Raw genomic sequence first — 14,805 nt, 5'->3', positions numbered from 1 at the left:
GACAAGTTGAATGACAGCGTCAGCACCCCCGTCAAGGCCCGCCAGTCCGTCGGCGATGTGCACGTTAGAGTTCACATTCTTCCCGCAACGTCAACAATGACGCGTCAGTCGTCGGTCAATTTCCCTCGCATGCAAGACAGAAGACAGACCTCATGACTGAACGAGTACCCAAGTTTCCGCCCACGACGGGTGTGGGCAATCCCAGTCAGGAAGAGAGAGTCGGAATCCGCCAAAGCCCGCTGGTTACAACAAAGCTAAAACCGCCCTTCAACAAGGCGAAGCTGATTGAACGCGCGCGTCTTGTGGGGATTCTCGGGCAAACACTAGCCCATAAGCTGGTACTGATCCACGGCCCCGCCGGCTTTGGCAAGACAACGCTGGCAGCACAATGGTACGCACGGCTTTCACAAGAAGGCGCAGTGGTTGCCTGGCTCTCTGTAGATGCGTCGGACAACGACCTTGAGCGCCTTCTTGCCTATGTCGTCGAAGCCATCCGCACCGTTGAGCCGGATATCGGCTCCGGTCTGGCACAAGTGATTGAATCGAATCCTGGCAATGCCACGGAATTCGTCATGGGTAGTCTCATTAATGAATTCGAGCTTTATGATCAGGAATTCGTGCTCTTCCTGGATGATTGGCACCTGGTCAGCGAGCCAAAGATTCATGCGGCATTGGAACTCTTCCTCTCACGCGTTCCACCGAACTTCCATCTGGTCGTCGCAAGTCGGACTCGGGTTGGCTTGCCGCTAGCGAGGCTCAGAGTACAAAACGAACTCATCGAAATCAACGCGACGGATCTGCGATTCGACTACGAAGAATCGAGCATGTTCCTGTCCAATACCAAGGCGCTCGAACTTAGCCCAGTGGATTTAGCCACGTTGTGGCGCAGCACGGAGGGATGGGTCGCAGCACTTCAACTGGCGGCAATATCGTTGCGACGTGCCGGGAACCGAGAGAGCCTCCTACACTGGGCTTCCGGCACACCTCGCGATATCGGTGAATATCTCGCCGAAAATGTGCTGGCCAGCCTGCCCAATGACATGATCGACTTCCTGCTCAAGACTTCGTTGCTAGGGCGACTATCTCCTGGCCTGTGCAACGCTGTCACCGGGCGGCAGGACAGCGCGCACATTCTGGATGTGCTCGAACGACAGGATCTCTTTCTGCTGCCCTTGGACGAGGACAGGCAGTGGTTCCGCTATCACCATTTGTTCGCCGGGTTCCTGCAGCGAAAACTGGAGAGGGACTTTCCCACACTCATCCCGTCCCTTCATCTTGCCGCCTCAGTCTGGTTTTCTCTGCATGGGCAGACCATGGAGTCTCTGAGTCATGCATTGGCCGCCGGTGAGAAACATCGTGCGATCGAGCTGGTTGAAAAAGATGCGATGTCGCTGGTGCAGAACAGTTATATGGGTTCCCTGCTCGGCCTCGTGAGCCAACTGCCGAAAGACCTGCTTGTCGACAGGCCTCTACTCCAGACGGCGATAGCGTGGGCTAACTGCCTCACACATCATCCTCACGCGGCAGAGGAGGCACTATCGCATGTTGCGCGAATTGCGGCCAATGCTACTCCCTCGGAAAAAAAACTTCTGACTCATGAGGCTGATGTCATTCGCGCCTGCATTGCCATATATGCGGACGAAATCGATGACGTGGAGCGAATGGTCCAACCATGCCTTGAATCCAGCTCCGAATACCCACCCTGGGTCGTTGGGGTCGCAGCCAATATCTTGACTTACCGATACATCCATACGTTCCAGTTTGACAAGGTTCCGCCATTGCAGACTTGGGCTCGCGATTTCCAGGACCGTGCGCAGGGGCTATTCAGTGCGGTATATGGTCGTTGTTTCTCCGGTATTGCAGCCTACTTGTCCGGAAACCTCCACCTAGGCAAGAAGCATTTTCTTGACGCATTTGTACTGGCTCAAAACACCGCCGGAAAAGAATCACACGCCGCCCATCTATCAGGTTCCCTCCTGGGTCAGATGAAATACGAGATGAATGAGCTTGAAGAAGCGGAACAACTCCTTCAAGACAGCCGAGTACTTGGATTCGAAGGCGGAGTTGTAGACTTCTATATGGCGACTTTCATTTCCTCTGCCAGGTTGATGGTTCTGAAGGGTGATCGCGGCGCCGCAAGCATTATCCTCAAGGAAGGTCAGGAAACAGCCAAGCATGTGGGACTCACTCGCCTCGGTGTGGCCGTTGCCTGCGAGCAGGCACGGATCAGCCTCTTGGCTGGCGACATTCACACAGCCGAGCAAATACTAGACGGCTCGCACTTCCAGCAATACCACGGTGAGGTGCCAGCCGCAGGGATAGGGGGGCAAATTTGGGATACCCTCCAAGTTGCGAGAGCTCGTCTACTCTGTGAGCAGGGTCATCCGGAACAGGCGATCGCTATCCTGCGCCTCCAATCAGAGCGCGCCAGAGCAACTGGACGCATGTATCACGAGATCGTAGTGAGCGTCTTGATGGCTATTGCACTCAGTCTCTCTGGAAAGGAATCGGAAGCGGAAGACGTGTTGACAAGAGCGGTAACAGAAGGGGTATCGCTCGGCTTCGTTCGAATCTTCCTGGACGAGGGACAGCGCGTCATCAGGCTTCTGGAGCGGCTGCGTGAGAAAGCACGCCGTCACCAAGGATCCTCCGGCGCGCACTCCGATGTCGGCGCGGCAGCAAACCTGTTGATCACAGCTAGTAGAGCCCCTGCTCGAGGTCTGCCTCTACAATTGCCAATGAAGCAGCCAATTCCTAAGCTAGATGCTGGAGACGATCCAAAGCCACCCTTCGATGATCGCCTGAAAGGTCGTGAAATCGAAATTCTCAAACTTATTGATCAAGGTCACTCAAACAAAGAGATCGCGCGAGCGCTGAGCATTAGCGTTGATACGGTCAAGTGGTACCTTAAATCGATATTCAATAAGCTGTGTGTGGCGCGCCGCGGTCAAGCGATTGCTGAGGCGAGAAGGCTACGGCTGCTTGATAAGGCGTAACACGGATCCAGATTGAGCAGCCCCTTCGCTAAGGCTGCTATTGAAGAGAATGACGACCTGTGCAAGCTGCTTGCGCATGAGACGACGTAGAAGTGTCTTACTAAAAAGGCTGAGACCAATGTTTTCAGTCAATGACAAACCACGATCAGGATAATTACCTCTAAATTCTTTGTAAGCAAAAAACACGGCGGACGCCACGCAGAAAACAAATAACCCGATCATAATCCATGCGGTTATACACATCTCTGACCTATCAAGGCGACCGAGGGGACGCAGGAAAGCTGTTTACTTTCAATGACTTGAGACGGCACTTGTAAACTCCCCGAGCCTCGCGCTTACTCTCGCATTTTTGGCGACGTATTATCTACTGAATCGACGCACTGGGCAGCGACTGAATTTGCTCAACTGGATCTCGGTGATGCGCGCCTCGACAAGCGAACGAGGATATTCATGGAGCGATTGGCGGCCGATCCGATGGCCAGCGTTCCGAAGGCATGTCACGGCTGGCGAGAGACGATGGAAGCCTATCGCTTCTTGGGCAACGACAGCGTTGACTGGCGCGATATTCTGGCGCCGCATTGGCAGCAGACCCAACAGAGAATGCAGGCTCAGCCGGTCGTGCTGCGTCTTCAGGACACGACGGAACTTGATTTCAACGGCCAAGGGGCGATCGGTCTGGGGCCGCTGAGCTATGAAGCGCAGCGCGGCATGAATTTGACCCGCCCTATGCCGTCACACCGCAACGCGAGCCGCTTGGCGTGCTGGACGCGTGGATGTGGGCACGCGAGAAGCGGGACAAATTTGGCAAGTGCAGTGGGCCAAAGGTACCTGTTGACCCGTGTCAGGCAGCCCGCCAAGCCAAGCCTGAACGAAGTGCTGCGCCCGATTGCTCGCCTTGGCGGATTCCTTGGTCGCAAGGGCAATGACGATCCAGGCGCGAATACGATTTGGCTTGGCTGCAAGCCAAAATGATTTCCGCGCAGTGACCACGCAGTAATCGGGTCATTCCAAGATGTTGTGGTTCGCCATTCCGTTCACGCTCTCCCGGATTCCATTCCTCGCCATCCCGTCGCATCGCCAACTGTACTGTCTTGCACATGACAATGTGGCGTCTCACCGAGCAGTAGCATTCAGCCTGACGCTTATACAACGGACACAGAGAATAACTGAAGCGTCTTGACGAGACGCAATGGTCAGGGGCGAGTGGCCGACCATTGCTACAAAACATCAGAGGAGACCAGACACATGAAGTACCATGCATTCATGCACACAGTCCGCAAGGGCTTTGTTCTCGCTATTGGATCGACCGCAATACTTGCTGCATGTGGAGGAGACGATAATACGGCATCGTCTGCGGCGACCACGACATCACCAAGTAGCCCGAGCGCGCCAAGCAAGACTCCTGCCGAGTTGTGTGCGGGTTTTCAAAATCTCGAGATTCCCGCTTCGGCGATAGGTCTTCCCACAACTGGCGCATCTGTATCCAGCGCGACGTTGGTAGCGTCAACTGAAACCGGCAACCAGTCGGGCGAATATTGCAAAGTGTTGGGGAAGATTCATCCGGTGGATTTTCAGGCGCCTGATATCCGCTTTGAAGTGGACCTTCCGAGCAACTGGAATGAAAAGTCCGTTCACTTCGGTGGCGGTGGCCTGGACGGTACCATTCCGGCAACTGCCAGTTTCGCTAGCTCCGCGCTCACTCTCACGGAGCGCACCGGAACCAAGACGCCGTTGGCACGGGGCTTCGTGACCCTCGGCAGTGACAGCGGGCACCAGGGAACCTTTTCTGAAGGCGTGTTCTTGCAGAACGATGAAGCTCTGGCGAACTACGCCGGTGAGCACGTCAAGAAGACGCACGACGTCGCTGCGTTTCTGGCGCAAAGCCGCTATGGAAAATCCTTCCTTCACAGCTACTACATTGGTGGTTCGGGAGGCGGCCGACAAGGCCTGGTGGCCGCCCAGCGATATCCAGCCGACTATGATGGCGTAATTTCAACTTACCCGGCCTCCGAGCTTCTGGGCCTCTCCTTTGCCATGGGACGGGTCTCGCAGGCCTCGCTTGCACCTGGAGGATTTATTACATCGGCGAAGGCGACAGTTCTTAAAGCGGCTGTGATGGCCCAATGCGATGCGCTGGACGGCGCAACAGATGGTCTCATTAGCAACCCGTCGACCTGCAACTTCGATCCGTCGACATTGCGGTGCCCAGGGGGGGCTGATACAGGCAATACCTGCTTGTCTGACGCACAACTTAATACCGTCAACACTATCGCTACGCCGTTGACGATCACTTTTGATTTCGCTAACGGCATCCATACGATCCCCGGTTACAACATCCTCGCCGGGACCGACTTCTGGAACGGCCTCGTGGCGCCTCTGGGTCTGTCCCCAACAGAGGCCTTGGCGGATCCTGCCTCGGGCCAAGGATCGTTCTTCTATGCGTTCCCAAATGCGCTTGTGAATTTTGCGATTTCCCGCACCCAACTTGTAGACCTCATGTCGTTTAACTTTTCCGATCCCGGCACCCTCACGGCGCGGACGCAGGCGGTCAGTAACATGATGGATGCCACGAGCACCGATCTGGCCACCTTCAAGGCGCGGGGCGGAAAGCTGATTCTTCAGCACGGGCAGTCCGACCAGTTCATCCCTGCCCAGATGTCAGTTGATTACTACAATCGTCTTTTGACACGATATGGGCAAGCGACCGTTAATGAATTTGTGAAATTCTATCTGGTGCCAGGGGCGGCGCATGGCTCTGGTGGCCAATTTGGGGGTGCCTATGACGCCCTGACTGTCCTTGACAACTGGGTGACAAGCGGTAATCCGCCAAACCAACTCGTCATCACGGATGCGAATGGGCCGACAGCCAACCGCACGCGTCCCCTTTGCGAATATCCGACGTGGCCAAAGTACGTCAGCGGCGACGTGAATTCCGCGGCTAGCTTTACCTGCGCACAATAACGACGAAAGCATGTTGACGATACCTCCACGGTGCTACATTGCGGCGCCGGCATTCATGCCGTCCAACTAGCCGCCTATGGTTGCTCGAGGTCTCCAGACCTTTGTCACATGGCGTTAGGGGTAGTGCCAGGCATTTTTTTGGAGGGGCGCAGGACCTAAGAACGGAGCGAACTTTGCGCAGGTTTTACGGGTGGGCCGGGGAGAAGCGTTTGCTCCAAAGCGCCGGACCCACCCCTTTTCGCTCCCACCGAGTCCACCGAGCCCACCGCTGTCAGCCTTGCGTCACAAGCCTATACCGTTCGGACTTTCGGTGTGCAGACTAGATCCTGAGATCCGCGACGACTCGTCAAAATGCAACCGAGCGGCTTCGACCTCGGGCAACTTGGCAAGCGTCCATTCGTGCAGCGCTCGAAACGGTTGTTGCAAGGTTCGGCCAAGCGGAGTGATCTCATACTGCACCGCCACCGGCGAAAACGTGATGACGTGCCGCGAGACCAGGCCATTACGTTCAAGCCGCCGGAGGCACTGCGTGAGCGCCTTCTGCGTTACCCCCTCAAGTCGACGCCTGATGGCGTTGAAGCGCTGTGGCCCGTCATCGAGGACGGCCAGAACCATCATCGACCACTTATCTGCGATCTGGTCAAAAAGCGCCCGGCTAGGGCAATCCGACGAGAAGCATTGCGGCTTTAATTCGAGCACTGGAGGTTTCCTCTGATATACCTAGGCTACTAGTGACGCCTAATTGAAATTTGGTTTACCAAATATACTACATGCCCTCCTGACGCAATAGGGTTCATGTCGATGTCAAATCTGATACCAACCGAGTGCCGCCTACCCTCGCCGCGGGGCAGAGGGTCCGAACTGCGCAGGTTGGGCGAAGAAAGTGAAGGGAGTCGCCACAATTGGTGTTGGTTCAGTTGGTCTGGACAGGATGTCACTAGCGCCTATGCGGACATGGGTTCAGCCCCGCACCCTGACAGTAGGTATCCTCCGACCTACTAGGGCGATCAAGAGTGCCTAATTGACACTAGGTTTGTTATTGATACCATGCCCATTGTCACCTTGAGGAAAAACGGTCCGAGCCGTCACCCTCGTTCGCCACGCTTGCTGGCGGTTTGCACCCGCCAATAGTCATCCGACAGGAGGCACTTCTTTGATTAAACCGTGGGTGAGCAATCGTTGAGCGCGAGCGGACACCCATAGATTGAACATCTCAGGAAAGAATGAAAAACTCAAAGCTTTTAACTGCCGTGGGCAACGAAGATCTCTCCTTCAAGAATCGAGTCTTCATGGCACCGATGACAAGAGGTCGATCCAAGGATCAGGTTGCCAACGAATTAACTGCGACCTATTACGCGCAGCGCGCATCGGCGGGTCTTATTTTCTCAGAAGGCACTCAAATCAGTCCCCAGGCGATCGGATGGGCGAATACCCCCGGAATCTATGCTCCTGCGCAGATTGCGGGCTGGAAGAAGGTAACCCAGGCTGTTCATGAAGCCGGCGGTCTTATTTTCGCCCAGCTCTGGCATACCGGAAGAGCATCCCACCCTGATTTTCATGGTGGAAAACTCCCGGTCGCACCATCGGCCGTCCCCTTCCATAGCCAGGCGTTCACGCCAGAAGGCGTCAAACCGTCAGTGACACCACGCGAACTGACAATCGATGAAATCAAAGCCACCATCGCAGACTACGAAAAAGCTGCACAGGCCGCGAAAGAGGCGGGCTTTGACGGTGTCGAGGTTCATGGTGCCAATGGTTACCTGCCCGCCCAGTTTCTAGAGGACGGCCCAAACAAACGAACAGACGATTATGGCGGCACCATTGAGAAGCGAGCTCGGTTCCTGCTTGAGGCCACCGACGCTGCAATAAAGGTCTTCGGACCGGCCCGCGTCTCGGTCAGGCTTTCGCCCCGTATTCCGTACAATGACATGGGCGACTCCAATCTCGAGCAGACCTACATGTTCGCGGTGGAAGCGCTGGAAAAGAAAAAGATTGGCATTCTGCATTTCATGGAATCTGCGACCCTACCGGAAGGTCTGAAACCGCTGGCGCCCGAGGCTCGAAAGCGTTTCTCAGGGCTACTCGTATTAAACGTTGGCTATGATCAGAAGTCCGCGGAACAGGCGCTGCAAACTGGCTTGGCCGATGCAATTACATTTGGAACCCTGTTCATAAGCAACCCTGACCTGCCGCAACGCTTCGGCTTGGACGCGCCTCTGGCCACCTCGGACACCTCTACCTACTACAGCGGTTCCGAAGAAGGCTATATTGACTATCCTCCGCTGGCGTAGCGGACATCCTGGCTCCAGACTCAGGAGAACTATAGAGATCGAAGCGAAATCGGTTAGCTGAGGTTTCCTAATCTTTCTCATCTTATTCCGTCCAGCTCTACGCTTCGCACCCCGGCGACGGACAAGCCTGCATCGCACTCGTTGCCTAGGACAACAATCCGAGCTGGGAACACCTCTTCGAGGGGCTGTCGGAGTTGGCCAGCTTGCTTGGCCTGCCGCGGTACCGCGCCATCCGCCTAGTCCAGCGAACCGGCTCGGCCCAAGGATTCTGATCACGGCCCTGGCGCGAGCCGGCGTAGGCGCCTTGCCCTGATCCGGTGGCATAATTGGCTCAGCGTTATCGATGACTTCGCACTTTCCTGGTGCGAGCAGAGCGACGAGTAGCCTGGCATGCAAGATCTTCTGAATCCCCAGCGTGTTCGCATCCGGCGCCGCGGCGCCGACAAGCATCCGCTTATTCTCAAAGCTGCGCGGGACCTGGTTTCACGGTCGGGATTTCGCGAGGCACAGATGACGGCTATCGCTGATGCCGCGGGCATCGCCATTGGCACGCTTTACCGCTACTTTCCCTCCAAGACCGAACTCATGGTCGAAGTCGTCAAGACCACGGCGCAACGGGAAGTGGATGTGGTCGCAGGCATCGCCATGGGCGACGGGACCGCGTGCGAGCGTCTCGGTGCGGCCGCCTGGACCTTCGCCAGTCGTGCCTTGCGAGGTCGCCGGCTCGCGCACGCGCTGGTTGCTGAGCCGGTAGAGCCAGAGGTGGAGGCTGCAAGGCTGACCTATCACCGTGCGCTGTCCAGGGTATTCAAGACGATCATCGAGCAGGGTGTTGCCGACGGCGAGTTTCCAGCCCAGGATGTTGCGGCGTCGGCTGACTGCATCGTCGGCTGCCTGTTCGAAGGGCTCGTCGCGCCGCTGAGTTCCGAACCCCGGCCAGATACCGCGCCGTTGATCCCTCAGGCGGCAACCATTATCACTTTCTGCCTTCGCGGTGTTTCCGGTCGTCCTTTGAGTTTCCCGCCCTAAGAGTGCGTCGTTCGCGGCTCATGCAGGCATGTGCGACACTCCTTTCGCATAAAATGAACCTCCGTTTCACTTACGGCGAACTATCGACGCGCACGATTTGTGGCTCTTGCGCCGCAAATCTTCCGAATGATCCCGTTTTGTTAGGATTTTCCCTGCCTAGCTAATCCTTGACAGTGGATGGGGCGCGCCGTAGTCTTAAGTGAAATCACAATTTCACTTAAGACTACGGCAGCCTGACCGGCGCTGAATGCAAGGAGACACGCATGCACACTCAATCGTGCCACCCACGCAAGAAAGGAGTTGTCATGCAAACGCTGTCGAACCCGCATCGGGAACGATCCGTTACCCCCGAATTTCTCCTGCGCACGCGCTCGTCCCGCTCCGCCTCATTAGAATCCTTCGTCGAAAGCGCTACGTGGTTTGCTGGCTTGACGGCCGAGGAACAAGCCAGAGTGCAGGCCGACGCCTACGAGCGCCAATATCCCGCCGGCGGAGTGGCTTGCCATCGTGGGGACCCCGCCGATCACTGGCTGGCCGTGATCGAAGGCATGGCGAAGGTCGACACCGCATCGGCCTGCGGGCGGGCTATCACGTTCGCCGGCGTTCCGGCCGGATCATGGTTTGGTGAGGGGGCGGTCCTGAAGCGCGAGCCGCGCCCATATTCGGTCGTTGCGATCAAGGAGAGCCGCGTGGCCTTTGTGCCCCGTGCGACTTTCCTTTGGCTCCTTGACCGCAATCCCGCCTTCAGCCGCTATGTCATCGACCAGCTCAATGCCCGGTGCGGCTACTACGTTGGCCTGGTCCACAACCTGCGCCTGCATGAAGCTGCAGCTCGCGTCGCATTCTGCCTGGCCGAACTGTTTCACCAGCAACTCTACCCGTCCACCGACCGGACACTGAGCCTGTCTCAGGAGGAAGTCGGCCGTCTGTCCGGCCTGTCAAGGCAGAACACCAATCGGGCGCTTCGCGAACTGGCCGACGCCGGCATGCTTGCCATCGAGTATGGCTCCATACAGATCCTCGATCTCGAAGGGATGCGGCAGTTTGCCCACATCGGTGACTGAAGGCCGCCGCAGGGGCTCCCGTGACGCGCGCTGGAAGACAAATGGCGGCGCGCCACGTTGCCATTGATGGCGTCAGACGAGTTCGACAGCCACAGCGGTAGCCTCACCGCCCCCGATACAGAGGCTTGCAATACCTCGCCTGCCACCGATTCTTCGAAGCGCACCAAGCAGCGTGACGAGAATTCGCGCGCCCGAAGCGCCAATCGGGTGTCCCAATGCGCACGCCCCGCCGTGGACGTTCACCTGGTCCCGATCCAACCTGAGATCATGAACAGCCGCCATTGGGACCACCGCGAAGGCCTCATTGATTTCCCACAGATCGACATCGGCGGTCGCCCATCCGGTGCGATCCAGGAGCTTGCGAATGGCATCAATCGGCGCCGTCGCGAACTTGGCGGGCTCCTGGGCATGGCTCGCATGACCGACGATCCTCGCGAGGGGGCGCACGCCCATGCGCTCGGCGACGGACTGGCGGGTAAGCACCAGCGCCGCGGCGCCGTCCGAAATCGAACTGGAGTTTGCCGGCGTCACGGTGCCATCCTGCCTGAAAGCAGGCTTCAGGGTAGGAATGCGGCTCAGGTCGGCCTTGAGCGGCAGCTCGTCCTCCCGGACCGTCACACTGCTCTTGCGCCCCGCGACGGTTAGCGGCACGGTCTCCCAGGCAAAGTGCCCCGCCTGAATGGCCGCCTGCGCGCGCAGCGTCGAGAGAACCGCCCACTCGTCCTGTGCATGCCGGCTGAAGCGATATGCGTCGGCGCAATCTTCCGCAAACGTTCCCATCAACCGGCCACGCGTATCGTCGCCATAGTGGTCCTCGAGGCCATCGAAGAACATGTGGTCAATGAGCTTGCCGTGGCCAAGCCTGTATCCCGCACGCGCTTTCGGCAACAAGTACGGCGCGTTCGACATCGACTCCATGCCGCCTGCCACCATGAGGTCGTTCGATCCAGCAAGAAGGAGGTCATGGGCTAACATCACCGACTTCATGCCCGAACCGCAGACCTTGCTGATCGTCGTGCATGGCACGCCAAGCGGCAGGCCTGCGTTGATGGACGCCTGCCGCGCCGGGGCTTGCCCAAGTCCGGCGGGAAGGACACATCCCATCAGCAGTTCCTGGACCGACGCGGGATCGATCTTTGCCCGCTCCACGGCGGCCTGGATGGCAGCGCCCCCCAGCTCCGGCGCTGTCAACGATGCCAACGCGCCCTGGAAGCCACCGATCGGTGTGCGGGCCGCGGACATGATCACCACGGGATCGTTTGTGTTCGTCATGCCAATCTCCTTCATTTTGCCGCCATGCGGATTGCGCCATCGAGACGAATGACTTCGCCGTTCAGATATGGACTGCCGATGATGTGTTTCACAAGGTCCGCGAACTCCGTTGGCCGTCCCATACGCTGTGGAAAGGGCACGGCGTCCCCAAGCGCCTTTTGCACTTCTGCCGGCATACCCAGTAGCATCGGCGTCTCCATGATTCCCGGCGCGATTGCCATGACCCGGATGCCGAAGCGCGCCAGCTCGCGGGCCAGCGGTAACGTCATGGCGACGATGGCGCCCTTCGAGGCGGCGTAGGCGGTCTGCCCAACCTGGCCATCGAATGCGGCAATGGAGGCCGTGTTGACGATGACGCCCCGCTCGCCATCCGCCAGCGCCTCCTGACCGGCCATGATCTCCGCCCCAAGGCGCAGCACGTTGAAGGTGCCACCGACGTTGATCTGCATGGTCCGGCTGAAAGAAGCCATGGCATGCACCCCGCTCTTGCCAATGACTTTCTCAGCGGGCGCCACGCCAGCGCAGTTGATCACGCCGCGCAGTACGCCCAATCGCGTTGCGAATGCGTACATGCCCTGCACGCTTTCTTCGTCCGTGACATCGGTCCGCACGAAGGCGCCGCCTGATGTTTTGGCGACAGCTTGGCCGGCATCCGCATCGCGGTCCGCGATCACGACTTTGGCGCCATTTTCGGCAAGGGCATGTACCGTGGCAGCGCCCAGCCCGGATCCGCCGCCCGTCACTATAAAAACATTGTCCTGAATTTGCATATCGGTAAATCGGTAAGAGTGGTTTAGTGATGAGTGGACGACCGTACATCCAGCGAGGAGAGCGAACTACCTTGTTTCGTCCGCACGGAGGCGCTGCGGCGGTGGTCGACCAGCGTGACGGCAAGCGTTCCAATCACACCGGCAATACCGATCGCAAGAAAGTTCTGCTCAAGCGGCAGCTTCATAGCGACCAGCATCCCAATCAGCACCGGTGCCACGATGGCGCCAAGACGGCCAATTCCCGAGGCGAAGCCGACGCCGGTCGATCGAATGGAGCCGGGGTAAAACTCGCCAGCGTATGCGTACGCGAGCAACTGCGTACCCAGCGTCGATGCGCCGACGACGAAGACAAGTACGAAGAGCAGCTCAGTAGCCTTCGTGTATCCCATGAGGGTGAGCGACACCGCACCGGTCGCGTAGAAGGCCACCAGTACATGCTTGATGTTGAACTTGTCGCCCAGCCACCCACCGCCAATCGCCCCGCATGCTGCCCCGATGTTGAACACCAGCACGAAGTTCAGCGCCGATCCGAGGCTGTAGCCAGACATCGCCATCAGCTTAGTCAGCCACGAGCTGAGCGAATAGACCATGAAAAGCCCGGTGAAGAACGCCGTCCACAGCATGACAGTGCTCAGCGCACGGCCATCGGCGAACAATGCCTTGACGGGAGCGTTGGACGCCATCGCTTCCTGCGGTACGACAAGACGATCGTCATCGGCGATGCGTAGCTCCGGCGCGATCTTCTGTACAACACGCCGGAGTGCCTCCTGCCGATTCTTCTTGGCGAGGAAGGCCATCGATTCCGGCATCGTCCACAGGATGAACGGAATGAAGAGGACCGGCAGGCCCGCCACCAAAAACACGGCCGGCCATCCGTAGGCGCCGATGAGCTGCTTGCCGGTCAGGGCGACCAGGATGCCGCCGATGGAATAACCGGCGAATACGATCGTCACCAATCTCGCCCGCACCTTGCCAGGGGCAAACTCTCCCATCTGGGCAGTGACCACCGGCAGGACACCGCCGATCCCCAACCCGGCGAGAAAGCGCATCGCGCTGAAACTGACCGGATCGCTGGTCAGGCCTGCAGCGGCAGTGAACACACTGAACAGCCCCACGCAGATGCAAATCGACAGCTTGCGACCAATCTTGTCGGCAAGCGTCCCCAGGTAGATAGCGCCCAGCATCATGCCGAACAGAGCCGAACTGGCCATGAATCCGGCCTTGGTGGCGTCCACGCCCATTTCCTTCATGATCGAAGGAAGTGCAGCGCCGACGACCGCCAAGTCATAGCCATCGAGCACGAGAATCACCACACACCAAAACAGGATGATGCCGTGAAACCCGGAGAACCGGGCGTTCTCTGCAACCTTTTGCACATCGATATCTTTTTTCATCGTCTCCTCCATTCGTGATGGATCAAGTCATTGTTGTGAAATCTTCGGTCAAGCGCGTTCCAGGCCGTGGAAACAGGTGAAGCTCGACACCGGCTCGCGCTCGGACACGAGTGTGTTTTCCACGCGGCTCTCGTCTGCGTAGCCGAGGCTCATTCCCACCAGGAACTTCTCGGTTGGCGCCAGGGAAAGCTGCTGTTCGATGATCGTGTAGTACTTCATGAACGCCGCCTGCGGGCAGGTGCTTAAACCGTGTGCACGGGCGACCACCATGATGTTTTGAAGGAACATCCCGTAGTCAAGCAGGCTGCCCTCGCTCATCACTCGGTCCACGGTGAAGAGCAATCCGACCGGCGCATCAAAGAACAGGTAATTGCGGCCATGCTGCTGCTGCATCCGCGACTTGTTGCCTTTTTCGATGCCAAGCAGCCCGTAGAGCTGCCATCCCAATGAACGGCGACGGTCCACATACGGCGAGACCCACTGCTCCGGGTAGTAGTCCCATTCATCGGAATGGCTGGTGGAAAGCGCAGGATCGTCATCGACGCGCCGGATCGCTGCGCAAAGGCGTTCCTTTGCCTCTCCGGCAACCACGTGGACCCTCCACGGTTGAATGTTGACGCCTGTTGCGGCGTAGCGAGCCACGTCAAGGATCGCTTCAATCGTTTCGACCGGGACCGTCTTCTGCAGGAAGGCCCGCACGCTGCGGCGGGTGACGATGGCCCATTCCACGGCCTGACGAATCGTTGCCAACTCGCCAGGCGGCGACGCCAATCTGTTTGCTTTCGCTTTCACTTTCACTTTCGCTTCCCTTCTCACCAGCTCACACGAGCGTGTGGGAAGGAGCGTAGTGCCGGCCCAGCGTTCTCACTGTCACGTAGCCGACAATCGCGTCAGATGGCTGCGGATGCTTCGAGCACGGCATTGTCCTGTGCAAGACATTGTTTGCGCGCCATGAGCGGTATCGTCACCCACTTAAGCACCTAAGATCAATCGCTGGCGGAGCACGCCCGACAGCCTCGAAAATCTGC

The 14,805-nt window shown here is 58.1% G+C and carries 11 protein-coding genes and 1 pseudogene; 7 read left to right on the top strand and 5 right to left on the bottom strand.

The window, feature by feature from the left end; translation table 11 throughout:
- The first annotated feature begins 152 nt into the window (after positions 1–152).
- The 4 genes and pseudogenes from RR42_RS25415 to RR42_RS25405 all read left to right on the top strand — a co-directional run bounded on the left by RR42_RS25415 (position 153) and on the right by RR42_RS25405 (position 5,957).
- Positions 153–2,996 carry a LuxR C-terminal-related transcriptional regulator gene (locus RR42_RS25415; RefSeq protein WP_082055101.1) on the top strand — a complete coding sequence of 948 codons (2,844 nt, stop codon included), beginning with the start codon at positions 153–155 and terminating at the stop codon, positions 2,994–2,996.
- A 405-nt stretch (positions 2,997–3,401) separates the two neighbouring features.
- Positions 3,402–3,805 (top strand): annotated as a pseudogene (locus RR42_RS39930) (transposase DNA-binding-containing protein); the annotation flags it as partial.
- Positions 3,723–3,968, top strand: coding sequence for an IS4 family transposase (locus tag RR42_RS41230; RefSeq protein ID WP_144409947.1), 246 nt, complete (start codon positions 3,723–3,725; stop codon positions 3,966–3,968). The pseudogene RR42_RS39930 and the gene RR42_RS41230, both read left to right, overlap by 83 nt.
- 273 nt (positions 3,969–4,241) lie before the next feature.
- Positions 4,242–5,957, top strand: coding sequence for a tannase/feruloyl esterase family alpha/beta hydrolase (locus RR42_RS25405; RefSeq protein WP_052494961.1), 1,716 nt, complete (start codon positions 4,242–4,244; stop codon positions 5,955–5,957).
- Between the two features lie 282 nt (positions 5,958–6,239).
- Here RR42_RS25405 and RR42_RS25400 read toward each other — a convergent pair whose 3' ends face one another.
- The gene (locus RR42_RS25400) at positions 6,240–6,656 is read right to left on the bottom strand and encodes a winged helix-turn-helix transcriptional regulator (protein WP_052494960.1); all 417 of its coding nucleotides are present in this window, start codon (positions 6,654–6,656) and stop codon (positions 6,240–6,242) included.
- A 524-nt stretch (positions 6,657–7,180) separates the two neighbouring features.
- On the opposite strand from RR42_RS25400, the gene RR42_RS25395 reads away from it, so the two are divergent.
- From RR42_RS25395 to RR42_RS25385, 3 genes are all read left to right on the top strand, one after another.
- Positions 7,181–8,248 (top strand): alkene reductase, encoded by a 1,068-nt coding sequence (locus RR42_RS25395; protein WP_052494959.1) that lies wholly within the window; start codon positions 7,181–7,183, stop codon positions 8,246–8,248.
- A 390-nt stretch (positions 8,249–8,638) separates the two neighbouring features.
- Positions 8,639–9,277, top strand: a complete 639-nt coding sequence (locus RR42_RS25390) for a TetR/AcrR family transcriptional regulator (protein ID WP_043354048.1) — start codon at positions 8,639–8,641, stop codon at positions 9,275–9,277.
- A gap of 305 nt (positions 9,278–9,582) precedes the next feature.
- Positions 9,583–10,341: a Crp/Fnr family transcriptional regulator gene (locus RR42_RS25385; protein ID WP_082055100.1), complete on the top strand. Its 759-nt coding sequence runs from the start codon at positions 9,583–9,585 to the stop codon at positions 10,339–10,341.
- 72 nt (positions 10,342–10,413) lie between these two features.
- On the opposite strand, the gene RR42_RS25380 is transcribed toward RR42_RS25385, so the two are convergent.
- From RR42_RS25380 to RR42_RS25365, 4 genes are read right to left on the bottom strand one after another with little or no spacing between them, the layout of a single operon-like run.
- Positions 10,414–11,613 carry an acetyl-CoA C-acyltransferase gene (locus tag RR42_RS25380; protein WP_043357893.1) on the bottom strand — a complete coding sequence of 400 codons (1,200 nt, stop codon included), beginning with the start codon at positions 11,611–11,613 and terminating at the stop codon, positions 10,414–10,416.
- 11 nt (positions 11,614–11,624) lie between these two features.
- Positions 11,625–12,383, bottom strand: coding sequence for an SDR family NAD(P)-dependent oxidoreductase (locus RR42_RS25375; protein WP_043354046.1), 759 nt, complete (start codon positions 12,381–12,383; stop codon positions 11,625–11,627).
- Between the two features lie 23 nt (positions 12,384–12,406).
- Complete coding sequence (locus RR42_RS25370) at positions 12,407–13,777, bottom strand: MFS transporter (protein ID WP_043354043.1); 1,371 nt, start codon at positions 13,775–13,777, stop codon at positions 12,407–12,409.
- A 48-nt stretch (positions 13,778–13,825) separates the two neighbouring features.
- Positions 13,826–14,575, bottom strand: coding sequence for a nitroreductase (locus RR42_RS25365; protein WP_236702191.1), 750 nt, complete (start codon positions 14,573–14,575; stop codon positions 13,826–13,828).
- Between the last annotated feature and the right edge of the window lie 230 nt (positions 14,576–14,805).

The organism is Cupriavidus basilensis (assembly GCF_000832305.1).
Lineage (GTDB): Bacteria > Pseudomonadota > Gammaproteobacteria > Burkholderiales > Burkholderiaceae > Cupriavidus > Cupriavidus basilensis_F.
This window is presented reverse-complemented; position numbering and strand designations above follow the sequence as displayed.

What these genes read in the sequence shown, in the direction of transcription:
- RR42_RS25385 (WP_082055100.1), top strand. Translation starts at nt 9,583, where the DNA reads ATGCAAACGCTGTCGAACCCGCATCGGGAACGATCCGTTACCCCCGAA.
- RR42_RS25380 (WP_043357893.1), bottom strand. Translation starts at nt 11,613, where the DNA reads ATGACGAACACAAACGATCCCGTGGTGATCATGTCCGCGGCCCGCACA.
- RR42_RS41230 (WP_144409947.1), top strand. Translation starts at nt 3,723, where the DNA reads ATGCCGTCACACCGCAACGCGAGCCGCTTGGCGTGCTGGACGCGTGGA.
- RR42_RS25395 (WP_052494959.1), top strand. Translation starts at nt 7,181, where the DNA reads ATGAAAAACTCAAAGCTTTTAACTGCCGTGGGCAACGAAGATCTCTCC.
- RR42_RS25405 (WP_052494961.1), top strand. Translation starts at nt 4,242, where the DNA reads ATGAAGTACCATGCATTCATGCACACAGTCCGCAAGGGCTTTGTTCTC.
- RR42_RS25375 (WP_043354046.1), bottom strand. Translation starts at nt 12,383, where the DNA reads ATGCAAATTCAGGACAATGTTTTTATAGTGACGGGCGGCGGATCCGGG.
- RR42_RS25390 (WP_043354048.1), top strand. Translation starts at nt 8,639, where the DNA reads ATGCAAGATCTTCTGAATCCCCAGCGTGTTCGCATCCGGCGCCGCGGC.
- RR42_RS25415 (WP_082055101.1), top strand. Translation starts at nt 153, where the DNA reads ATGACTGAACGAGTACCCAAGTTTCCGCCCACGACGGGTGTGGGCAAT.
- RR42_RS25370 (WP_043354043.1), bottom strand. Translation starts at nt 13,777, where the DNA reads ATGAAAAAAGATATCGATGTGCAAAAGGTTGCAGAGAACGCCCGGTTC.